This is a genomic window from Methylosoma difficile, from assembly GCF_054657615.1.
In genome coordinates this window covers 130259-151729 of record NZ_BAAHYJ010000007.1, presented here as the reverse complement: position 1 = coordinate 151729, position 21471 = coordinate 130259, and the positions used below count along the sequence as shown (strand labels likewise).

Here is a 21471-nt window from a genome sequence, read left to right as displayed (position 1 = left end):
CGGTCTTGCCATAACCGGCCGAACACCTTACCCGGATTCGGGTTGACCAAGCGTAAGGAGGGGTAACGCCGCTGTTTGGAATAATGGATGACCGGTATGGAATGGGAAGCCGGTTGGCTCATGCCGGATGCAAATGTCGCCAGTGCATCCCGATGCAGCTGTATTTCCGCCCGGTTTTCCCGGTCTTGGCAGGCCTTGATGGCGGTATCGAGCAATGGCAATAAGGTTGCTATGTCGTGGCCGATTTGACCGGCAATTGAAGGGGATTCACTCAGTGCAGTGTGCGGGGTATGGGTGGTATCCATTGTCATGGCCCTATCCATCAACGTCCTGATCCCGTACAACGAAGTATTATTGGAACTACGAATAGGCTAATTCGACTATTTAAAATCAATGGGTTAAGAAAATAAATATTAGTATTGTTCCAATTATATTATGTTTGCTTGCTTGCGAAGTAATATTGGAACATTTAGAAGGGCGCGGCCAAAACCTGGGCAAACTCAATTGGACTGCGCAGCCCGCTGAGGTCATTTTGATTTTCTTGCTGGATTGGCTTATCTGGTACCAGCGATTAAATTGATTGCCAAAACCGCCATTTAAAACAACACAAAGGACCCTTCCCAGTTCCTAACAGGCTTTATCATCGCATAATGTCTCTTTACAGAATTCAGGCGAATTTACCCCCGGTTTTGGCCGCTCCCCGTCGGTTCCGCAAAAAGCACCAATAATACTTCGCATTTTACAAACAAGTTCCAATATTACTTCGCAATGGCCATAAAACAATAAAGAAAGTTATATGAATCATAATGATATGCCGCGACTAAAATCGATGAATTTTGGACATGGCGCATCTTTACCACTGGCAACACCATTTTCTGCAAATTGTTCCAATAATACTTACACAAATGTTCCAAAAATACTTCGTTGTACGAAATATGAAGACGTGTATTTGAACAAGTACGACAGCGTAAGGGACTTATTGATGGGGTTAACGCAATACTTTTTGTTCTATAACCAGGAACGCTATCATCAATCATTGGGTTACAAAACACCCCATGAGGTGTATCAAACAGCTATTGGTGGAGGAGCAAAAATTATCGATAAATTTAACGGTACGGAGGAAGTTCCAAAAGCCGTTCACACGTATTGGGACAGCGCCATTCAGCTGGAGCATGGACGGGTCTCCAGCTTAAACTAGACGAATATTTGTCTGGACAATGGGGTCCACTTTAGTTATAAGCTGCTTTCTTCGGGTTTGTAAACCAACCGTAACCTTTTGGAGCTTTGACTTTTAGTGAGTGCCGCACAAAACGCTTTGGAGAAGTTCGGGCGGATATTCGTTTTTTGAAGGATGGTTTTCTAAACCCGAATTTCATACGGATGACTACCTCTTACCTTTAATTGTTAGGGATTACCTAATGATTCCCAATTCATTGAAAAATACTTCCGTATTCCATTACCTGGGTTGTAACCTGGGTAAATGGCTTCAAAATCAGATTTAGCTAACTCATAAGAATGGTTGCTAATAGCACCTCGACATTTAGCTATAAACAACAGAGCTAATGAAGGTGCCCTAGATTCACCTTGATTGCAATGAACCAAATTCTTTCTTCCCTCTGACCAATGCTTATTTGAAAATGCTAAAAAGCTTATAAAGAGTGGAGGCATAAATAAAGGTGCAGGAGGATCTATTATGTTTAAATAAAGATCGTACATATCTTCCTTCACAAGATAATTTGGGTGTGTACTTGGTAGGCTGCCACGATACCCCATCTCTCTTTGGTGGCAAGGGCTTTTGCAAGCATGTACGACAACCAGTTCGTCATTTCCTTTTCGACAAGAAAATTCATTAGAAACAAATACTCTTTCGTAGACTTCCCGCATCACTTCTCCTTCCACTGCTCAATGTTACGGTAAGGGGCTGCCCGCTGATTGCTTACAGCGAAGCCGCTTACCTGTGAAAAAAACTAACTTTGCCAGCTGGAACGGCGGGCAGTCCCTTTGACTCCTCAAAATATGACCAGCTTTACGCGGCACAACAGGCTTTGGGCTGGGTTTTCAAAATATATGATTATGGGCATTCCTTCAACGCCAGAAGATTGTTTGGATGGATGCCATCCGGTTCAGTCTTAAGGTATTTATGGCCGTTGTGAGTTGCGATAACTACCCATACAGACTTTCCGCCGCCAGCAGTCCAAAACTTCCACTTATCGGACTCTATACCAGCAATGGCATCTGCAACTGACAATTTCCATCTTGTCCCATCGGAGTTTACGCCTCCAACATTTTGGATTCGTTCGTGAGGGTCATTTCGGTTTGTTTTATTTATACACTTTATTTCAATGTTAACTGTCATGATTTATCCCAGTGTGAATGTAGAAATTTATTTGCCCAACGTTACAGGGGCGCGCCTTACACTTAGCCTAAGCGAAGCCGCCGAACCTTGATAAAAACCAAACTCCAAAACCGCCAACGGGCGGAACGACCATTTGACTGGCTTATTAGCCTTTATCCTTTACACATGACATATCGGACAGTATCTCTGAAAATTTTATTAAAATTTCATCAAATTCACTCATATAGTTATCAGCATCAATCTTTAACTTTTTAATAGTTTTTTCATAATCACTGCCTTTTCGATGAGCCACGCCAGTTGAACGAATGCTTTGCACACCCCGAAGAAAATCTATTTTTGATGTTATATCATCTACATTAACATGTTCTAACAGCAATTGAAGCAATCCAATGGGTGTAATTTTTTCATCAGTACATGATAAGAAGCTTTTCAACTCCTTGATATTGATAGAATCCATTGTAACTTTTGCAAGGGCGAGAATTTGAGTATCAAATTCAGCTTGTTCATTTGTTAGTAATGACCTAATTGATTGATAAAAATGACTGTCTTTTTCTTTCAAGGGCAAAAATATAGTCCATCCGAATTTTTCATCCCAATATTTTTGTAAGTTTTCAAATTTATATTTAAATCTAAATTCTGGATTGGTTGAATTAAAGAAATTGCCTAAAAAACTTCGTTGGAAATTAGGCTCACTTATTTTATGACCGTCAGGAATAATGTTGTAACTTTTCCAATAAATTTGTTCTTTATTGGGTAAGTCTTGTCCTAAATCCCCCAAAAAAACGCTTATATGTGTAGGTGAATTGTTATCAAAACGTAGTCCCCAAGCTCCTTTTCGACGAAGATAGCTATCTTGAATCTCATAGCCAGAAGAATTGTAATACTTTTGCATAACTTCTTTTCTGAAAAATACAGGGGTTAAATAATGAGGCGAGTCTGGATTAGCTCCAAAGTAGTTAGCAAGCATATCTGGTTTGCATATAAATTTAATTAGCTCATCCGAGTCGCCGCCAATAATAAACTCTTCATAAACTCTCTCTTTCTCAAAAGGCCATACCCCACAGGTTTCTATCGCCCCACATTTAATAAGTTTTTTTCCAAGTATCCTAACAAATGAAGAATATCCTTTGGCATAAGAATCTCCTGAATACTTTGTAAAACATAATTCAGCGGTACCATGTTTTACACGCCTATCTTCATCTTCAATGTGTACTTTTTCTTTAAAGTGTCTAGTTAGTTCAAAATAAAGTAATAAATCCATTTGAATGGCTGCTAGAAACGAACGGAGATAACTTCTTCGAACTTTAACTTCATTAGTTAGGAACTTGATAACCTCAATTTCTTCTCCAGTATCATCGAAAGCGATATATTTCGAATTTGTATTATCAAAATACAGATTATGGAATAAACGAAACTCTTCACTAAATTCAAGATAATCTTCTTTCCGACCTTCAAAATCACGACAAATAACAAGAGGTCTAAAATCGCTGTCTTTACCAGACAAATAAGTTGCAATGGACTTTCCATTCGAATAACTTTCTGAAAAACCAGGTCTGCCATCACCACGCATTAAATCCCAGCCGTGTTTTGTCATTGCATCGGCTGTTTTTTCTTTAACTACTAACCCACAAAAAAAGCCACCATCTTCACTTCTGTTTTCTGAGGTAATATTTTTGTAAAGAGAAATCCAAGTTTCTTCACCATGTTTTTCTTTAATAAAAGAAATAAAGTCATCCAAATATGTATTCATTTTTCAAAATGTCATAGCCCAACGTAAAGTAAAAACCTAAAAATGTGTGTCGAATTACCCTGAAATAGGTGCATAACAGCGGCACTTATACTAACCGTTCAAAAGCATATTCCATTGGCTTGTTGTTAACAACCTATCCGTTCAAACTGGTTATGCACACACGCTAATGAAATCACAGGAAATATTATCTTAAGTAGTGCGCGGTGATACACCGGAAGGTTACACCTTGTCACCGCTCAAAATCCTATGGGACTTTGGTGTCGTTTGTTTAAACTTACCCTATATTGGTTTAACCAGTCATTCAACTGAAATTGGCAATAGTCGTTTCCTGGCCGCCTGGTTGAGGTCGACAACGGCTGCTTTGCAGTCCACCAATTCGTGGAATCTGGATTTGCCTGACTGGCCGCTTTGGAGAAAGCGTGACCGTCAATAATGGGGCGTTACAAGACGATCATGCCTTACCCAACCAAACCGTGAATTTTCCGATAAGCGAATTCCAATCAAATGACTGGATTCATCCTAAACCCCAGCGGATTTCATTCCAACCTCATTTTGCAAATATCCGGTTTTAACGACCATCGACTATGAAAATCTATGGCCACTGTAGATTGCAAGCCAGCTCAAAACTTAAATCCACTAAGACGCTTAGCTATGGCCAAATTCCATTGTAATTAATTTTCTTTTTTCCTTACCAAGGAGGAGGGGGATGAAGGGTAATTTCCATTTCAGATTTTGTTGAGAAAATTAATGCTTGGTAAGTATTGTTATTTACTTGAATAAAGCAGGTGTTCTTATTGAGAAATCATGCTTGTTGGATAGGTGTTGTATTTTTAGAAATCTGAAAAAACAACTTATATGAACTTGTTTTTATTAGATAAAATAATTAATTTTTTCGTCTTTTTAGGTATTGCGTATTGATCGACCTGTTTTAATCTAGTTTCAACAGATACCAAACGGGAGAAAAAAAACCATGATACCTAACGCCGAATCACTAGAAAAAACCCTAAAAAGCCGACTAATTGACGCTGTTGAAAGCCGTTGTGAACTAATGAAATCAGCGTCCTATTTAAAAATATTGGGCGTGGATATAGGAAATCTGAACGCTAACGCATTGAATTGCATGGACGAAGTAACAAACAAATATATCGATGATTTGTGCAAAAAATTAACCGCACACTACGCCAACGGCACACCCGCTAAAATCGAACTAAATAGGGAATTATACCAAGTTGGTTACCACCATAGATGCGGAAATCGCCTTACAAGACAAACGGTCGATTTATTTCATGACTGTGACAACGGCGAAAACCTTGAAAAGGAAATCGGCCTAGTTGATATTTATCTGAATCAAATGGATTTCACCGCCATTGCCGCAGAAATAAACCGGCAGGCATCCGAATTGGCCAATGAAGGTTTGCGGTTAATTGCGCTAGGTATAACAGATTGGCTAGGGCTTAGATACCTAAGGAGAGGGGTCATAGTACGATCTAACCGGATCGTGATGGGTTGTTACCCATTTAGATATTCAAACGTTTGGGAAACGATAAACAAATTAAAAAACTTACAAGCGGGGCTGGCGTTAATCGAAAAAGATGCGGGGCTGTCATTTGGCAATGCCATTACGGATTTAATCAAGGCGGCAGATTACCTAAATTATGACTACCAAATAATTGCTTCCAGAACTAAATGCGGCAAAGGCGGCAACTTAGAAATCCATTGTTTCAAGGATAAGCACGAGTACAGATTCACTAAAGAGGCTTTTGATGCCGTTCTGGCCTTTATTTCCTTAAATGGCTTTGAAGACGTGGCAAACCAAGTGCTGGACGCCCTCAATATGGCGGAGGCGGCTTAAATGGTGCGGACTACCCCTATAGGATTAGAAGCCCTGCAATCGAGGGGCAGTATTGCAGAAAAACCCGGTTCATTGGCGGGTCTGCATCAAAAACGCCAAGAATGCTTGGCGCAATACTTTACGCCCGACTGGTTAAGCCGATTCATTTGGCGGACAGTATCAGCTGCTTTTAAGGAAGAGGGATACTATAGCCTACTGGACAACAGTATCGGCAATGCGGCGATGTTCCGCTACGCCGATCCTGACAGGGTGTCACTATTTGGTTTCGATATTGACGGCGAACTGGTGAATTCCGTTACCCAGTTGTTTGAAGGCACCAGGTTTCGGGTAGATATTGAAACAGCCGGGATGGAGCAAGTCGAGCTGGAGCATTTCAGCGTGGCGTTTATCAATCCACCGTTTAGTATCACGCTATCAAGCCCTTTCCTGAAACGCTATGCTGGCATAACGCACTATGGCAAATTTGGGCCGGATACATCGGCCTTGTCGCATGAATACGCCCTAGCGCAAGCCTTGGGCCATTGCGGCATGGTAGCCGCCATCGTGCCACAATACACCAAAGCGACGATATTGAAAATCCCTGCATTCGCCAACCGGCTTAGGGCGGTTCTCACGCTTCCTTCGGACACCTTCAAAAGTGAAAACGTCGATCATGTTGCGACGGATTTGTTGATATTTGACCAAGACTTTTCGGTTTATATCGGCTATGACGAAAAGCAAACAACACCGCCTATCTATTACGCGAGCATTAACCCCGCATCCGGGCCGATCCCGTTAGGTTTGAGTTGCCGCACTATGAGGGATTTGTTCCGAACCCGTAACCCTATCAACGTTATTGGCGTTGAACATTCAAAACCCGTGATCATCACGCCCCTGACAGGTGACCGTACCGTGCATTTGCGCCGTTCTGGACGGCGGATAAAATTGGTTTTTAAAGACGGTGCGACCGAAGCGAGGGTAAAAAATAGCCTTTACCAATCCAGGCTATTTTCAGATAAACATCACCGTTACCCAGCAAAAACCCGTTACGCCGGACAATTCAAGTTAAGCCTGGATGTCATCGCCATGCAGGATAACCCATTAGCCGCCTTAGATTCCGTGTGCGACATTATTAGAAAGTGTGGTGGTGATCCGGTGGTTGACCATCAGCTTTTGTGTGGTCTTAACGGGATTTTGGAGGAAAACCGGAGAATGGCTGTGCCGTTCGGGCGTACTGTTTACCGAAAAGGCACGCCGGAGTTCACCGCGATTGCCAAACGCATGGGTTTGATCAACCGGATGCAACGTGGCGCAGTTGTGGCGATTAACGAAAAAGTGACAGCCATCCGGGCAGAAGGTGGTTTCAGAGTCCGAACAGCACGGGGGGAATTCACTTGTGGACATGACGTGTTCTTTTCGCTGTTTGATCCGCAAGGTGATGCGGCTAAGGAAGGCTACTGGGAAACCATCCATCCGCCGATTGCTGAAAGCTTCCCGCAGGCGATCGCGGAATTAAGGGCAAAAGCCGATGCCTTGGGTATCCCTAATTGGCTCTCATGGGATTTTCAGGTTGAAGACCTGTTGGAGCTGGCCTTCAAGCCCAAAGGTGCGGTTTGTGGCTGGCAGATGGCCTTGGGCAAATCCAGGCTGGCGATTTCCTTGGCGCTGCTGTTAGACGGCGCGTCACTATTGGTGCTGAAATCACGGTTGATACCAGAAATGGTCAACGAGCTAAAAAAACTAGGCATTAGTGATTATCGCGTCATAAAAAACGAGGCCGACACCCGCCAGTTAGGAAAAATCAACATTGTCAGTTACGAAAGCTTAAAACGGCTGGTTGATCCGCATCGTCCTAAACGGACATTGGCAAAAGGGCTTAAGAACAAGATTGCAAACATCTTGTGTGATGAAGGGGGCTTGCTGGCGAATTATCAAACCCAACAGACCCAAGCGGTTTGGCAGGTGGGCGCTAAACGGCGTTATATCCTGGATGGCACGCCCAGCCCCAACTACCCTAGGGAAATGCTCAATTTGGCGGCGTTTGTCGCTGGCGAAGAACGCGCCTACCAACCGTATTCGATGAAAGGCGGGTTTATTCATGAAAGGTTATTTAATGGCGCTGAAAACCAACCGACCGGACGCGATGAATTCAACCGCCGTTTTGTGACGGTGGTTTGGGCGACCAATGAATTCTTGGATAGCGGGGTAGGGGCAAAACGCGAAGTGCCCAAAATTAATCCAGAGTACTTGGATGAGTACAGGAAATGGGTGGCTCCCTTAATCAAAAGACGTGTTCAGCAAGAGCCTGATGTGAGTCGTCACGTCAAGTTTCCGGTACCAGAGTTACGGGAACCTGTGAAAGTGGATTGGGATTTTGACCATTTGGCTCTGTATGTACAAACAGCCGAGGAATTTGCCCAGTGGTACCGCCGCTATGCCAACGAACAGAAATTGAATGGCAAGGCGTTGAACTTGACCATCATCCTAGCCAGGATGGCCGCGTGCTTTAAAGCCGCGAATGTGCCAAGCGCAGTACAAGGCTACGGGCGTGGATTTCATGAGCTGACCACCAAAGAGATCGCGGTATTGGATTTGGTGAAGAAGGAGGTTAAGCAAGGTTTACGGCCTATCGTCTTTGCGACCAGTCCAACCGTGTTGCATCGCCTATCGTCCGAACTGGACAAGGCGGGAATCACCAACCTGGTATTCACTGGGGAGGAAACCATCAACAAGCGGACTGACAAATTGAATGCCAGAATCCGCGAAGGAAACGACCAAGTGATGTTGGCCAGCCTGGGCGTGACACAAGACGGGCTAAACTTGCCGCAACTGAACTCATTTATTTTTTACAACCGCAGTTACAAGGTAAGGGCGGAACAACAGGCGATTTATCGGCTGATCCGACCACAACAGACTTGCGAAGTCAGCGGCAGTTTCTTTCACCTCAAAGGGTCAATTGATGACTACATGGGGCAACTGATCGAATGGAAGGCGTTGGCGAGCGAGGCGGGGATGGATTACGGCGAACAAAATGGCGACAATGAAGAATTTGTCCACTTTGATGCCTTTGTTTACCGGTTTATCAATTCCGTACCTGATCTTAAAGAAAGGTTGGATGCCATGCGAAAAAGGGCTGCTTAAGGCTTTGGGGCTAGTCGGAGGTAATAATGGTAATTTGTCGATCAAAGAAAATTAGCTGCTGGTGGTTTGGTTGCAAAAGCGACGGTACACCGGATGTTTCCCCTTGCGGGAGGTGCGGGGGTTCAGTGTCTTATTCGGACAGGGTGGGCGATACCAGGCATAACAAGCTGGTTTCATTCGTCAGGTTTTGGGTTGTTGATAGATGGGCTAAATGCAAATTTTGTGGGAAAAGGTTTGAATGTGATGGCCAGGTTGATCATGTTGGTTTTTAACGGTTCTATGTTGGTTGGTGTGTTGCGTCTTGAGTGGGTTGCGGGATAATTTAAAATCAAATCCCATAAGCCTTAAGCGTCATCAATTTGGAGTAGTGAGAATGGCAACAAACACCCGAACAATCAGAAAAATCAGTATTGACCCAGATAGTCGGGAGACCATCATCCAATTTGTAGGCAACAGCAGCGCTATAGAAGCCAAAGCGTTGGATTTTAAGATGCACGATGGCGATATACATTATTTGTTATTGGACAGGCTGGTGCATAGGAATGAAGAAGGCACGTTTGAGTTCGTCGGGGCTACGGAAAGAAAAAGCTATTCGGTGGCAGGTTGCGTTACAAGTGAACTGTCACTGGTTCTATGATTGAAAATCAGCCGCTTGATGAAAATGCTTTTCTATATTGTTATATTTGACAGTGTCGTTGTTACGCACTTGTTTTGCCGATGTTTTGAATTTTATGAAAAATGACGCCGTATTGTTGGATAAACTAAAAGAATGTTTCGGTTTTCAGACAGATGTGGAGGTTGCCGCATTTTTGGGCATCACCAAAGATTCCGTCAGCCTAGTGAGGCGCGGTGAGACCGGCCTGAGCATTGCCCAACGCCTAAAGATAATGGACCGGCTGGAAAGCGTCCAGGCCAAGGATTTCATCGCCAGGATGTCGCCTGAGAATTTGGTCGCGCGGCTGGTGTCCTTAAGGGACGGTGGTGCGGAACATCTGTGCAAAAAATCTGTGCAAGGGGAGGGGAACGGTCAGCCCATCGACGTGGCTTTGCTGGATTTGTTTAAAGGGCAGTTCAATTTTCGGACGGACAAGTTGTTGGCCGAATATTTGGGTATCAAAAGCAACACGCTGGCAACGGTAAGGGGCAACAAATCCCGGCTTGGCCCCTTGCCTAGGTTGCGGATGCTGAAAATGGTTGATGGTGTCACTATTGCGGATATTGAACAGGGGATCGGATCGGCTGGGGATTTGCTCAAATTGATGGATGCCCATATCCTGGCAGTATCGGCATTCCGGCATGAAAGCCTAGGCCTAAATGAGACGAAATCTGGCTCGCCCGATATTTGGATTTAATGTGGGCCATCGACAATAAAAATCCCTGGCCACTGTAGATTAGAAGCCTGTCCAATTGGGTGGAATATCCATTTTGGCGAAACTAGCCCAAAGCCATTTTCGGCAGGATGTCCGTAACCGAAGCCAAGTGGTGGGGTTATTGCAAACACCGTTCATCATCATGCCGGGGATTGTTCACCCAATCGCTGACCGGGGTTGCCGCCATTTGGGCATAGGCATCATTGCCGAGCAGTTTCAAGGCGTGTTGATCGTCCGTGGCCTTATCTAGCCATTGCGGATAGTGGTCGGGTTGGACGATGACGGGCATCCGTTCATGGATGGGTTGCATGATGCCCGTGGCTTGGGTGGTGATGATCGTGCAGGAATACAGCGTGCCTTGGTCGTGATCCCAATGTTCCCACAATCCGGCAAAGGCAAAGGGCTGTTGGTCTTGGCGGTGGATGTTAAACGCTTTTTTGCCGAGATCGGTGGTTGCCCATTCGTAAAAGCCGCTGGAGACGATTAGGCAACGCCGTTTATGGAATGCCGCCCGGAACGAGGGTTTTTCACTGACGGTTTCGGCACGGGCGTTGATCAGGTGGTGGCTGTTTTTGCTGTCTTTCGACCAGGACGGCACCAAGCCCCAGAACAGGTTCACTGCTTTTAATGATTTGTCGTCCAATCCGACCACGGTCAGGATTTTTTGTCCGGGGGCAATGTTATAGCTAGGTTGGTAGCGCGGCAGTTTCTGCAATTGGAAATGCCCGATGATGTCATCCGCTTTGGCTATCAGGTTAAAACGCCCGCACATATAGTGGTGTTCCTAGGGTTGGGTTTTGGGTTGGGGTTGTCTGGGAATAAGGTTCTTGTTTTCCACTGGGGATGGTATGCCCATCGCTTGTAGCGGTCTAGTGGTTTGTTCAGTGTGGCTGTCATTGGCTAGAAAACAAAAGGAGAACAAAAAGAGAACTTAGGGGATTTTTGGTGTATGCTTTCCATTACCCGCACCGCTTCCGTTTTTTAGTATCCATGAACCCCGCACGCTTCCCTATTCCGCACCAACAACCTGCACTCCATCGGCATCCTGATTGGACAGGCGTCGACAATATCGCCCTGCCGATCCTAAAACCCAGCGAAGCCCCGTGGTTGGTCAACTTGCCGTTGTTTGGGGGCAAAGTGCCTGCGGGTTTCCCGTCTCCCGCCGACGACCATCTGGAAGCGACGATTGATTTAAACCAACATTACATCAGACACCCGGCGGCGACGTTTTTGGTCAAGGTGCAAGGCGATTCGATGGTGGATGCAGGTATCCATAGTGGTGACACACTGATCGTGGACAGGTCGTTGGAGGCGCAATCGGGTTCGATTGTCGTGGCGGTGGTGAATGGCGATCTGACGGTGAAACGCTTATCGCTGGAGGGCGATGAAGTCTGGCTGCTGCCGGAAAATGTGAAATACCTGCCGATAGCCATCAAGGAAGGCATGGACTTGCATATCTGGGGCGTAGTCGCCCATGTCATCCATTCCTTATTAGCGGCATAATCGGTGATGTTTGCTTTAGCGGATTGCAATAATTTTTACGCCTCGTGTGAACGGGTGTTCCAGCCGCACCTGGAAGGCCAGCCGATTGTGGTTTTGTCGAATAATGACGGTTGCGTGATTGCCAGAAGCAACGAGGCTAAATTATTGCAGGTGGCGATGGGTGCGCCGTATTTCAAGATTGAACCGTATGCGAGGCAGGAAGGCATTGCGGTCTTTTCTAGCAATTATGCGCTATACGGCGACTTGTCCCATAGGGTGATGCAAGTGCTGTCCGGTTTTGCGCCACGGATTGAAGTCTATTCGATTGATGAATGTTTTTTGGATTTCACGGGGATGTCCCACGACTTGACCGAGCATGGCTTGCAGATGTGCAAGACCGTCAAACAATGGACGGGCATCCCCATTTCCATCGGCATCGCCCCGACCAAGACCCTCGCCAAATTGGCGAACCGTTTGGCGAAGAAAGGCCATTCGGTAAACGGGCAAGTGTTGGATTGGCGGACACTCGCTGATCCTGAGGCGGTATTGGCAACCATCGCCCTGGATGACCTGTGGGGTATTTCACGGCGCACGGCGGTTAAGTTACAAGCCTTAGGCATCCATAACGCCTTAGACCTGAGCCAGGCCGACCCGAAGCGCTTGCGGCAACACTTGGGTGTGGTCATGGAACGCATCGTCTGTGAGTTGCAAGGGCTGTCCTGCATTCCGTTGGAAGCCATGCCACCGCCTAGGAAACAAATCCTCACCTCACGCAGTTTTGGCGAAAAGCTCACCCGTTTTGAGGATGTCAGGGCGGCGGTCAGCCATTTTGCCAGCCGTTCGGCGGAGAAACTGCGCCGCCAACAATTGGCAACGTCCGTGTTGAGCGTGTTTGTCGCCACCAGCCCGTTTGACACTAAAAACCCGCCCTACAGCAACAGCACCACCACCGTTTTTGACCAGCCTACCCATCAAGCCACCGACCTGATCCAAGCTGCGCATCAGGGCTTGAAACGCATTTATAAGCCGGGCTTCAGTTACCAACGGGCGGGGGTGATATTGCCGGATTTGCTTCCCGTAGGCACACGACAAGGTTCATTGTTTGATGAAGAAGACAACAGCGACCAAACATCACAATTGATGGCAACCCTAGACCAAATCAACCGCCGCTATGGCAAAAGCACCGTCCGTTACGCCAGTGAACTGCTCAGCCAACGTTGGCACATGCGCCAGCAGTTTAAGTCGCCGTCTTATACGACCCGGTGGGCGGAGTTATTGACCATTAACATATAAAATATTCGACCGCGGATAGCAGCTATCGGCCAAAAGCGGTCTATGAAAAATGCAAAAATTCAGTTTTCCGAATGGCTGGTTTATAGCGATCATTTGACAGCTATATTGTGCTCGTTTTGTAAACGCTTGAAATTAGCTAAACAGCATTGGCCTGACGGATTTCTGATTTCACAGGCACATTCTCCGGTTTTGGTGCGTTGCATGACAAAATCCTTTATCGGTTCCGCACGCTGAGCTTTTAACGCCGATAAATACTGCTCGGTGCCAATATCAAAACAGTAACAAAGCAGGTCGGTTTGATTCGCCTGATAGCTTCGTAAATGCTGTTTGGGGATAATGTTGCCTGCGTTGGAAAAGTACCCAACTGAACATGCTTTGGCTGGACAAAAATAATAGTCGTCAATGATGAGTGCCTGATTCTCGGGAAACCTTACCTGATGGTACAGCGTCCAAATACCGACACTTTTACAAGTGGAGCCACACTCAGGACAAAGCTGTTTGGTTTTGGTAGATGTACTGGGGCAGCAGCAATCGGACATAGACCGTACCATTGGCGCTATCGAGCAACAGGTGTGGCTAGGGAACCCGGATAACCCGCATTCGTCGTGGCTTTGATCAAGGCTGCGCTATCGGTTTTTTGGTTATCGAAGGTGATGGTGGCCGTTTTTGAATCGTAATCGACAGTCACTTCTTGTACGCCTTCGACTTTCTGCAAGGCTTTTTTGATGGTGACTGTACACATGGCACAGGTCATGTTTTCTATGTTCAGCGTTACCGTTTGCTGCCGGTTTGACTGTGCAACAGTTGTTTCAGCCTGTGCTGCCGGTATCCACAACACACTTGATGACAAGCTCAAAATTAACAAACTGGATTTAATGGTCATATCGGTATCCTCTCAAGCCATGAAAAAAGGTGCTACCCAAGGAAAGGCCAGCAGTATCAAAATAAATGCGGAACTCAACCAAAACATCAGGCGTTGTCGGCGTTGAACGTCGGATGTAGCACAGCTTTCACCTGCCTCACAGCGGTCAGGCATTAAATAGAGTTTTCGATACCCTAACGCCATAAAGATTAGAGTCAGGATGATGAAAAATGGACGGACCGGTTCCAGTGCCGTCAACGTGCTAATCCATGCGCCGCCAATACCCAACGACAACAGTAAAAAAGGCCCGACACAACAGGCCGAAGCCCCTACAGCGGCCAATAGGGCGCCGATACCCAACCATGACTGGGTTTTTATGGGTGTTTCAGAGTCTGTATTCATGCGAATCTCCTAAATCAAACAATTCTCAATATTGGCGAGAAGTCTAAGCCCTGTTGTTTAGAACAGAGTCAAGTGAGTGATTTAAAATTATGTCTGGGTTGATGCGTCTTCGCTAAACGCATCGAGAATAGCGCAATGAGTGGATGACGCTGTCTGCTGACAGTCGTTGACCAGAGTTCCCAATATCTGTCGGAGAGCCGTTAAATCCTTAATCTGTTGATCGATCTGCTGGCATTTCTGCTCGGCGAGTTGTCGAACGTCAGCACAATGCGCCCCCGCCCCATCAAGCGCTAACAAGGTGGCAATTTCCTTCAAGGTAAATCCAGCCTGTTGAGCACGTTTGATAAAACGGATTTGGATAACCGCATCATCCGAATAACAGCGATAACCGCTATCGGGTTTGTCAGGTTCCGGCAGTAAACCTATGCGTTGATAGTGGCGGATGGTTTCAATGGTGACTCCGGTTTGTTTGGCAAGTTTGCCTATGGTCAAAGACGACATTTCATTGAACCAAACGTTGAAGGGTTGCTATTTTCTCTCGGGTTTACCAATCATCAGCTATTTAGAACTAACTATCAATATTATCTGGAATGGCTGCTAGTGGTCTGATGCCTGTCTTCAAAGGAATTGGTGTCAAATGGACTGGTTTGGGTCGTTACCGGCCAACCAATCCCTATCATTGCCAATAGCTGCTTTTGTCAACAATTTAAGGTGGGCAAAAAGATTTCTTTGGGCAGCGGAAATGAAATTGGCTGGTCATTTTGGGTGATAAAACGTAGTTGCGACCGCGAACCCAGAATACTAAGCGATACCACTGGGTTTAACAAATGCTACCAATAAAGCACGAATGGCCGCTTTTTGCTGTTTATCTGCTTGGCGGTAGCAAATTAATAATTGAAGCTCGTCATTTATAGCGGGAGGATTGGTGTTACCGATAGTAGATTCTTCAAGCACTTCAGCGGCAATTTGAGGGGTGCGCCCAGAAGCCAGCCAACCAATTGAAGTCGCTCCGGCATCTGCCAAAATCACCAAGTTTTTTACAGTAGGCAGTGAGCCATTCAGGTATTTGCGTAACAGGCTTTCGCGAATGCCACTTCGGCGGGAGAATGATGCCACTGACTCGACCCCGATTATCTGGGCAAGGCGATCAGCAAAAGTTTGTTCCAAGTGTTCGGCTTGGGAATCATCTTTGTCTTTAGAATTCACAGGCATTCTAGTTAAAAGTTTATTGTCATGAGTTAGTGATAAACTGTTAGTCGATCAATTCGTGGAATCTGGATTTACCTGATTGGCAGCTTTCGAGAAACGCGACCGTTAAAAATGGGGCGTTACTGACCAACCACGCCCCAAATACAAATAATCACCCAAAATTCCCAAGGCCGCTTTTGTCTGGTCATAATTAAATTATAACCAACGATGGGCAAGGGCAGGACAGAAGAGTGGGCATTCTGTTCAACTGGGTGGGCGTATACGAAAAGTGTCCAATCATTGGACACTTTTATTGATTGGCGTTTTATAGGTCGTTACCGACCACACCCCAAAATTCCCAAGGCCGCTTTTGTCTGGTCATAATTAAATTATAACCAACGATGGGTAAGGGCAGGACAGAAGAGTGGGTATTCTGTTCAACTGGGTGGGCGTATCCGAAAAGTGTCCAATCATTGGACACTTTTATTGATTGGCGTTTTATAGGTCGTTACCGACCACACCTCAAAATTCCCAAGGCCGCTTTTGTCTGGTAACAAATTATGGCCAACGTTGGGCAAGGGCAGGACAGAAGGGTGGACATTCTGTTCAACTGGGTGGGCGTATCCGAAAAGTGTCCAATCATTGGACACTTTTATTGATTGGCGTTTTATAGGTCGTTACCGACCACACCTCAAAATTCCCAAGGCCGCTTTTGTCTGGTAACAAATTATGGCCAACGTTGGGCAAGGGCAGGACAGAAGGGTGGACATTCTGTTCAACTGGGTGGGCGTATCCGAAAAGTGTCCAATCATTGGACACTTTTATTGATCGGCATTTTATAGGGTGGTTACCCATGTCACCGGAATCAAGCCTGTGCTTGGCGTTATAATGAGGATGGCGCCGTTTGCCAGAAAAGACACGCCGGATTGGTTTTTAGAAACCGAACCCCACAAGCCGGCCACTGATCCACTGTTTGCCAATTCATAAATAGCATTCTTTCATGACCCAAGGGTTGGTTTGAGCAGCCTTAGTGTTTAGCGGCAGTGATTCGATACCGTCCAACGTGAATGTCTCCGCACGGCTAACCGCAGGCACGAACCTGGCAGGCAATAGCGACTCCAGCTTCAGCTTACCGTTTTGGGCGAGGATGCGCCTATCGCCGAACCAGATTTTTGTGACATCGGTCTTTTGGCGGATGCCACGGCCAATGGCCTGGCGGAGCTTGCGCCGGGTGTGGATGACCGACATGCCGTAAACAGTTGCCCTAACGGTTTCTGCGGAAAAACCACGCTTGAACATGGATTCTGCCAGCAATGCCTCAATAGCGCTATCTGGCGGGGAAAAGGGAATGCGGGTGACCACCACATTTTTGACCAGCCCTGGCAGGTTGATACCTTCCCAACATACTGGCGACAACAATACCGCACCTTCCGTTTGCTTAAAGCGCAGTATCAGCCCATTGAGGGAGTCGGTTTCAGTCTGTTGGATCAAGGTTGCCAAATCCGGGTGATGTTGCCTGATGTGATCGGCGATCATTTCCGTGTCGCGGTAAGACAGGGTCAGGGCGAGGACACGACCGCCCGATCCGGCGGCTTTGACAATCATGGCCGACACATAATGAATCCACAGCGGATCGCTTGAAAAAGCATCGTCGCCCAAGGGCAGGGTAGGGGTTGGGGCGTGGTCATCCGGCAACACCAATGACAATTTGCCAAAATCGTCCGGCTCAAAAATGCGCGTAACGAGTTGATGCCGCTTTGAACGGAACAAGCCTAGCGTGTTGGCCACCGCCTTCAATGAGGATTCATTGCCGTCGGACAAGGTCGCGGAAGTGAGCAGCGCCGCAGACAAATAGGCATTGCCGCCGTCTTCCTCGCGGTCTTGCCATAACCGGCCGAACACCTTACCCGGATTCGGGTTGACCAAGCGTAAGGAGGGGTAACGCCGCTGTTTGGAATAATGGATGACCGGTATGGAATGGGAAGCCGGTTGGCTCATGCCGGATGCAAATGTCGCCAGTGCATCCCGATGCAGCTGTATTTCCGCCCGGTGTTCACGGTCTTGGCAAACCTTGATGGCGGTATCGAGCAATGGCAATAAGGTTGCGATGTCGTGGCCGATTTGCCCGGCAATAAAAGGGGATTCACTCAGTGCAGTGTGCGGGGTATGGGTGGTATCCATGGTCATGGCCCTATCCATCAACGTCCTGATCCCTGCAAAAATGGCCGGATTGGCCGGGCCAGTTGGTTTTGCAAATAACCTGGCCATCGTGTTGAGGCAGGCGGCTTTATTGGCGATCAGGTGGGCGGCGGATTCAACTTTGTCGGCTTCATCGGCAACGATCACGGACAGGGGGCGGGATTCGGCATCATCCAGGACGGCATAGGATTTTGAGGTGGCATGGAGCAACGTTAAAGCGTGGTTGGTGACGATGACATCGGCTGCTTTAGCGGCCAGCCTGTGCGCCAAATAGCGCGACTTCTCCGTGTCCGGCAGATACGCTTCGCAGCAGACATCGGCGCTGGACAATTCCACAGGGAGTTCGCCACGGGCGCTTTGCCAATCCATCAACAAGCCCGTCGGTGACGTATCCGCCCAACACAGGAAATCCTTGACGGTTTCTGGGGCGGCATCCCATGCCACGCCTTTTTCAAGCAACCGTTGCCGTGCCCTTGCCGGGCTGACAAAATTCCGCAGGCCTAGCCGCGGTGCAACCACCAGTTTTTTTCCGGTCAAATCCAAGGCGACTTGCAGGGCGATAGCCAAATCCCCGCCAATCCCCAGGATTTGCGATTGGAGCTGGACGGTATAGGTGGAAATGGCGACACGGTGGCCGGTCAGGGCGGCGTACAGCAACAATGGCACGGCGTAGCCTAAGGTTTTGCCGATGCCCGTCCCGGCTTCGACCAGGCCAACCGCCGTCTGCTGCTTGGAACCAGACGCCAGGAGGGCGGCCACCGTTTCGGCGTATTGCACCTGGACCGGGTTCGGACGGTAGTGTGGGAGATACTTGGATAGGATGCCCTTTTCAGAAAAGGCGGCGTGGGTCAATTCAGTTAGGGTAGGGGGCATTAGGGGTTATGGGTGGTTATGGGTGTTTATTTGGAGGAATTGCACCAGTTCCCCCGAATCGTTTATCAACGTTTCCAGTTTGGCGATATCCGCGTCTGGATACAAAACGCCCGCTAGTTGAATCCGTGGTGCAATACCGAATTTTGCCTTGCCTTTGCGCAGCATGGACAGCGAGGTTCTTTTTAGCCCCATTTTGCCGGCTACTGCCTCATCAGTGGTGGCGGCAATATGTTGCTTAAAACAGGCCAATAGTTCGGCATCACAGTTGTGATCGCCTAGGGTTGGTTTTTTATGTCCGGCGGTGATGCCCATCCGTTTCTGGATGTCGTCAAGCAAGCTGCTGGCTGACAGGTCGGGTAAAGGGAGGAATTGCTGGAAATGACCGGAATTTTCAAGCAGCCGTAGGCGGACACCGTTACCCAAAGCCACATCCCCTGCCCGAACCTTATAAATGGCATGTCTGGTGAGCCCCAAATAAGTTGCCAACTTAACGTCGGTGGTAAACTCAAAGTGGTCTTTCAGAAAATCCAGTAGGGCCACATCATTCTGGTGAATGATTGAATTGTCCTGTTCTTCAATTTTGATGAGCGTTTGGTTCATACTATTTCCATATCAGAATTCCAATCGGGGTAGGTGAATTAACAATACCCAAACAGGACGTTCTGGCCTATACCCATCCATCTGTAAGGTGAAAGCGGTATTAAGGGGAGGTTTGGGGTTGTCATGTGGGTGTCGTCTTTATGGGATGTTGCCCGTTATGTAGGGAAATGCCAGGGTCAGTCTACTGGAGTGTAACTGTTAGAAGTGCAGGCATCTGAAGACACCGTAGGTTCCGTGTAAGAACCACCGGAACCGGTTTCTCTGGCAGTCGTGTTGCCGGTGTCACAGGTGTCGTTAACCGACGTGTTTACGGGGTTTAGCGGACTAAGCGGGTGGGTGAATCCTATGGGGTTCAATGGGCTTAGTGGGTTGGTCAAACCTAAGGGGTTCAGTGGGTTTAGCAGACCGGTATCGTCTTGTTCTGCCTGGGATCGGCTATTGGGCCGCTGGCTTGCAGGTGCCGACCGGGCCATCCCGTTTTGCGGTGTGTTGTTGCGGTTCCCTGGTGCTGTGGATCGGGATTCCGTTTGGGGTTTAGAAAAGCTGAGGAACAATAACCAAGCGACGAATAAAATAATGAACACGATGAACAGGTAAATGGGCCACATTGTAGTTCTCCAATCAGCGTTGGCACTGGGTTTTAGATAAATGGGAGAGATACATGATTTTTCTCGAAGGTTGTGTTTCCAAAAAACAGTGGGCTTATATTATACGTTGGGCAATAACTGGCCATCATTCCTCAATGAATGAAATCAACCCTGTCAAAATCATCGCAAGTATTCGTGTAATAGGCATCAACAGGCCGTCCGTCAGTTTTATAGCATCTTCCCGATGTCTGTCGAAAACTTTCGCAATTTAAACAAATTTCTTGGGTATTGTTTTCTTCTGTCCTTAATTTTTCTCGCGCAACCGCTTCTGATTTTCTTGAATTGATTGAGTGTTTAGTCATTGCGCTATAAAAAAGTGACTGAAAAAACCTTAACGGGGTTTATATTCCGTTTCGTGGGTCGACCCCTATAATCATATATCCCAACAAGCCATGTCCGTGACGGACGATGGCAACGCGTCAATGCACAGTGCCATAGTGCGTTTCCCTCATTGCTTCGGCAAGGGTTCTGGCGATGACTGCCGGCGCGTCCTTGTCGCGGGATTCGATCAGCCATTCAATCAAGCCGGGAGATTGGCCGGTGTTTTCCTTTTCGGCAATCCCGATGGCAGCATCCAGCGATACGTAGAATTCACCTTCGTTTTCCACATAAACAGCATTGATCGTTGGGATCAGTAGGCGCTGTGCTAGTAAGCCATCAAGCCAATACCCGTAGTTTGTCGTCAGGCGAAGATGTTGATGCACGCCAGACGACGACACCAAGACTTCCAGCTTGCCATGATTTCCCATCACAACAAATTCGAGGATTGCCGTTTCTTGATCCGGCGGTTCACCTTCTGGCGGTGGATGCAAGATGTCCATCATTTTTCTCCATAGATTAGTTTCCCAAAACAGCGGGGTTATTTTATCGGTTTTCTAGTTGGACAATTCCGTCATTGGTGGCTCCGCTCCGCCCTCTCCACAGACCCCATTCAAACGGGTCGAAGCCATAAAAAACCAGGCTTCTTCGCAAGCCCCTATTGCCGGGCAATCGGTTTGCTGTCCGGCAGCCGGCTTGATGGGCCTGTTGATAGGCGATAAAAGTGTCCAATGATTGGACACTTTTATCGCCTCAGCGAATGTTCATAAAAGCCCCAGGGATTGCTGCAATCCCCTGACATTCGCTTCCATAAGGAACGCGTTACAAATATACTGGAACCGGAGCTCCACCATCGCGAACTCCGCCAAGCCATATTTTTCAAGCAGCAATTCCCGAAAAGTTCTTGGCCATTCCACGACCTTGAGGCTGTCATCATCAGTATCCCTGTAAAAGAAGGGCGGCACAAAATCATCCGACAATGGCCCGTAGTGTGTTTCCCACGCGCTATTGAGAAGCCCCATATCCGCTTCATAATCCGCTGGGTCGGGATACAGCCACACGACGTCTTCGCCCATTAACGGATGCCGGGAAGCTATTTTTGTCCTGTTTGCGCCCCGCCCGTCGGGTGCTTTGTTCTTGCGGTTGTTTGGCATCACTG

At 47.3% G+C, this 21471-nt stretch carries 21 protein-coding genes; 7 read left to right on the top strand and 14 right to left on the bottom strand.

From position 1 onward, the window contains the following. Positions 1–311 (bottom strand): hypothetical protein (locus ACYQ1O_RS16790; protein WP_459993415.1); only part of this gene is annotated, 311 nt, incomplete at its 3' end. A gap of 485 nt (positions 312–796) precedes the next feature. On the opposite strand from ACYQ1O_RS16790, the gene ACYQ1O_RS16785 reads away from it, so the two are divergent. Further along, positions 797–1198: an integrase core domain-containing protein gene (locus tag ACYQ1O_RS16785; protein WP_459993413.1), complete on the top strand. Its 402-nt coding sequence runs from the start codon at positions 797–799 to the stop codon at positions 1196–1198. Between the two features lie 206 nt (positions 1199–1404). Here ACYQ1O_RS16785 and ACYQ1O_RS16780 read toward each other — a convergent pair whose 3' ends face one another. The 3 genes from ACYQ1O_RS16780 to ACYQ1O_RS16770 form a co-directional block, all read right to left on the bottom strand. Beyond that, on the bottom strand, positions 1405–1884 hold the full coding sequence (locus ACYQ1O_RS16780; protein WP_459993412.1) for a protein-tyrosine phosphatase family protein: 480 nt from the start codon (positions 1882–1884) through the stop codon (positions 1405–1407). 187 nt (positions 1885–2071) lie between these two features. Continuing rightward, the gene (locus ACYQ1O_RS16775) at positions 2072–2356 is read right to left on the bottom strand and encodes a DUF3892 domain-containing protein (RefSeq protein ID WP_459993409.1); all 285 of its coding nucleotides are present in this window, start codon (positions 2354–2356) and stop codon (positions 2072–2074) included. 145 nt (positions 2357–2501) lie between these two features. Then, on the bottom strand, positions 2502–4094 hold the full coding sequence (locus ACYQ1O_RS16770; protein WP_459993408.1) for a hypothetical protein: 1593 nt from the start codon (positions 4092–4094) through the stop codon (positions 2502–2504). A 982-nt stretch (positions 4095–5076) separates the two neighbouring features. On the opposite strand from ACYQ1O_RS16770, the gene ACYQ1O_RS16765 reads away from it, so the two are divergent. The 4 genes from ACYQ1O_RS16765 (at position 5077) to ACYQ1O_RS16750 (ending at position 10430) form a co-directional block, all read left to right on the top strand. Continuing rightward, complete coding sequence (locus ACYQ1O_RS16765; RefSeq protein ID WP_459993406.1) at positions 5077–5958, top strand: hypothetical protein; 882 nt, start codon at positions 5077–5079, stop codon at positions 5956–5958. Then, on the top strand, positions 5959–9078 hold the full coding sequence (locus tag ACYQ1O_RS16760) for an SNF2-related protein (protein ID WP_459993404.1): 3120 nt from the start codon (positions 5959–5961) through the stop codon (positions 9076–9078). A gap of 373 nt (positions 9079–9451) precedes the next feature. Then, positions 9452–9715 carry a hypothetical protein gene (locus ACYQ1O_RS16755; RefSeq protein ID WP_459993403.1) on the top strand — a complete coding sequence of 88 codons (264 nt, stop codon included), beginning with the start codon at positions 9452–9454 and terminating at the stop codon, positions 9713–9715. 94 nt (positions 9716–9809) lie between these two features. Continuing rightward, a complete protein-coding gene (locus tag ACYQ1O_RS16750) occupies positions 9810–10430 on the top strand; it encodes a hypothetical protein (RefSeq protein ID WP_459993402.1) in 621 nt (206 codons plus the stop codon). A 136-nt stretch (positions 10431–10566) separates the two neighbouring features. Here the strand turns inward: ACYQ1O_RS16750 and ACYQ1O_RS16745 are convergent, their stop codons facing one another. After that, a complete protein-coding gene (locus ACYQ1O_RS16745; protein ID WP_459993400.1) occupies positions 10567–11220 on the bottom strand; it encodes an SOS response-associated peptidase in 654 nt (217 codons plus the stop codon). A 173-nt stretch (positions 11221–11393) separates the two neighbouring features. Here ACYQ1O_RS16745 and ACYQ1O_RS16740 point away from each other — a divergent pair, with 173 nt between their 5' ends. Both ACYQ1O_RS16740 and ACYQ1O_RS16735 read left to right on the top strand, forming a co-directional pair. Next, a complete protein-coding gene (locus tag ACYQ1O_RS16740) occupies positions 11394–11951 on the top strand; it encodes a LexA family protein (protein ID WP_459993398.1) in 558 nt (185 codons plus the stop codon). Between the two features lie 6 nt (positions 11952–11957). Continuing rightward, a complete protein-coding gene (locus tag ACYQ1O_RS16735; RefSeq protein ID WP_459993418.1) occupies positions 11958–13223 on the top strand; it encodes a Y-family DNA polymerase in 1266 nt (421 codons plus the stop codon). Between the two features lie 89 nt (positions 13224–13312). Here ACYQ1O_RS16735 and ACYQ1O_RS16730 read toward each other — a convergent pair whose 3' ends face one another. The 9 genes from ACYQ1O_RS16730 to ACYQ1O_RS16690 form a co-directional block, all read right to left on the bottom strand. Further along, positions 13313–13762: a putative iron-sulfur cluster-binding metallochaperone gene (locus ACYQ1O_RS16730; RefSeq protein WP_459993395.1), complete on the bottom strand. Its 450-nt coding sequence runs from the start codon at positions 13760–13762 to the stop codon at positions 13313–13315. 17 nt (positions 13763–13779) lie between these two features. Further along, a complete protein-coding gene (locus ACYQ1O_RS16725) occupies positions 13780–14487 on the bottom strand; it encodes a MerT/CopZ fusion-like heavy metal transport selenoprotein (RefSeq protein ID WP_459993393.1) in 708 nt (235 codons plus the stop codon). Positions 14488–14574: 87 nt separating this feature from the next. Then, positions 14575–14988, bottom strand: coding sequence for a MerR family transcriptional regulator (locus ACYQ1O_RS16720; protein ID WP_459993391.1), 414 nt, complete (start codon positions 14986–14988; stop codon positions 14575–14577). A 300-nt stretch (positions 14989–15288) separates the two neighbouring features. Further along, positions 15289–15654, bottom strand: coding sequence for a helix-turn-helix domain-containing protein (locus tag ACYQ1O_RS16715; protein ID WP_459993389.1), 366 nt, complete (start codon positions 15652–15654; stop codon positions 15289–15291). Positions 15655–16656: 1002 nt separating this feature from the next. Continuing rightward, positions 16657–18633, bottom strand: a complete 1977-nt coding sequence (locus ACYQ1O_RS16710) for an ATP-dependent DNA helicase (protein ID WP_459993387.1) — start codon at positions 18631–18633, stop codon at positions 16657–16659. A 120-nt stretch (positions 18634–18753) separates the two neighbouring features. Then, on the bottom strand, positions 18754–19347 hold the full coding sequence (locus tag ACYQ1O_RS16705) for a hypothetical protein (RefSeq protein WP_459993385.1): 594 nt from the start codon (positions 19345–19347) through the stop codon (positions 18754–18756). Positions 19348–19523: 176 nt separating this feature from the next. Next, the gene (locus tag ACYQ1O_RS16700; protein ID WP_459993383.1) at positions 19524–19955 is read right to left on the bottom strand and encodes a hypothetical protein; all 432 of its coding nucleotides are present in this window, start codon (positions 19953–19955) and stop codon (positions 19524–19526) included. 458 nt (positions 19956–20413) lie between these two features. Then, on the bottom strand, positions 20414–20818 hold the full coding sequence (locus ACYQ1O_RS16695) for a hypothetical protein (RefSeq protein ID WP_459993382.1): 405 nt from the start codon (positions 20816–20818) through the stop codon (positions 20414–20416). Between the two features lie 258 nt (positions 20819–21076). Continuing rightward, positions 21077–21466 (bottom strand): hypothetical protein, encoded by a 390-nt coding sequence (locus ACYQ1O_RS16690; protein ID WP_459993380.1) that lies wholly within the window; start codon positions 21464–21466, stop codon positions 21077–21079. Between the last annotated feature and the right edge of the window lie 5 nt (positions 21467–21471).

Coding starts and splice junctions, on each gene's coding strand:
- ACYQ1O_RS16760 (WP_459993404.1), top strand. CDS start 5,959: ATGGTGCGGACTACCCCTATAGGATTAGAAGCCCTGCAATCGAGGGGC.
- ACYQ1O_RS16695 (WP_459993382.1), bottom strand. CDS start 20,818: ATGATGGACATCTTGCATCCACCGCCAGAAGGTGAACCGCCGGATCAA.
- ACYQ1O_RS16745 (WP_459993400.1), bottom strand. CDS start 11,220: ATGTGCGGGCGTTTTAACCTGATAGCCAAAGCGGATGACATCATCGGG.
- ACYQ1O_RS16730 (WP_459993395.1), bottom strand. CDS start 13,762: ATGTCCGATTGCTGCTGCCCCAGTACATCTACCAAAACCAAACAGCTT.
- ACYQ1O_RS16780 (WP_459993412.1), bottom strand. CDS start 1,884: ATGCGGGAAGTCTACGAAAGAGTATTTGTTTCTAATGAATTTTCTTGT.
- ACYQ1O_RS16690 (WP_459993380.1), bottom strand. CDS start 21,466: ATGCCAAACAACCGCAAGAACAAAGCACCCGACGGGCGGGGCGCAAAC.
- ACYQ1O_RS16700 (WP_459993383.1), bottom strand. CDS start 19,955: ATGTGGCCCATTTACCTGTTCATCGTGTTCATTATTTTATTCGTCGCT.
- ACYQ1O_RS16755 (WP_459993403.1), top strand. CDS start 9,452: ATGGCAACAAACACCCGAACAATCAGAAAAATCAGTATTGACCCAGAT.
- ACYQ1O_RS16705 (WP_459993385.1), bottom strand. CDS start 19,347: ATGAACCAAACGCTCATCAAAATTGAAGAACAGGACAATTCAATCATT.
- ACYQ1O_RS16735 (WP_459993418.1), top strand. CDS start 11,958: ATGTTTGCTTTAGCGGATTGCAATAATTTTTACGCCTCGTGTGAACGG.
- ACYQ1O_RS16720 (WP_459993391.1), bottom strand. CDS start 14,988: ATGTCGTCTTTGACCATAGGCAAACTTGCCAAACAAACCGGAGTCACC.
- ACYQ1O_RS16775 (WP_459993409.1), bottom strand. CDS start 2,356: ATGACAGTTAACATTGAAATAAAGTGTATAAATAAAACAAACCGAAAT.
- ACYQ1O_RS16765 (WP_459993406.1), top strand. CDS start 5,077: ATGATACCTAACGCCGAATCACTAGAAAAAACCCTAAAAAGCCGACTA.
- ACYQ1O_RS16785 (WP_459993413.1), top strand. CDS start 797: ATGAATCATAATGATATGCCGCGACTAAAATCGATGAATTTTGGACAT.
- ACYQ1O_RS16750 (WP_459993402.1), top strand. CDS start 9,810: ATGAAAAATGACGCCGTATTGTTGGATAAACTAAAAGAATGTTTCGGT.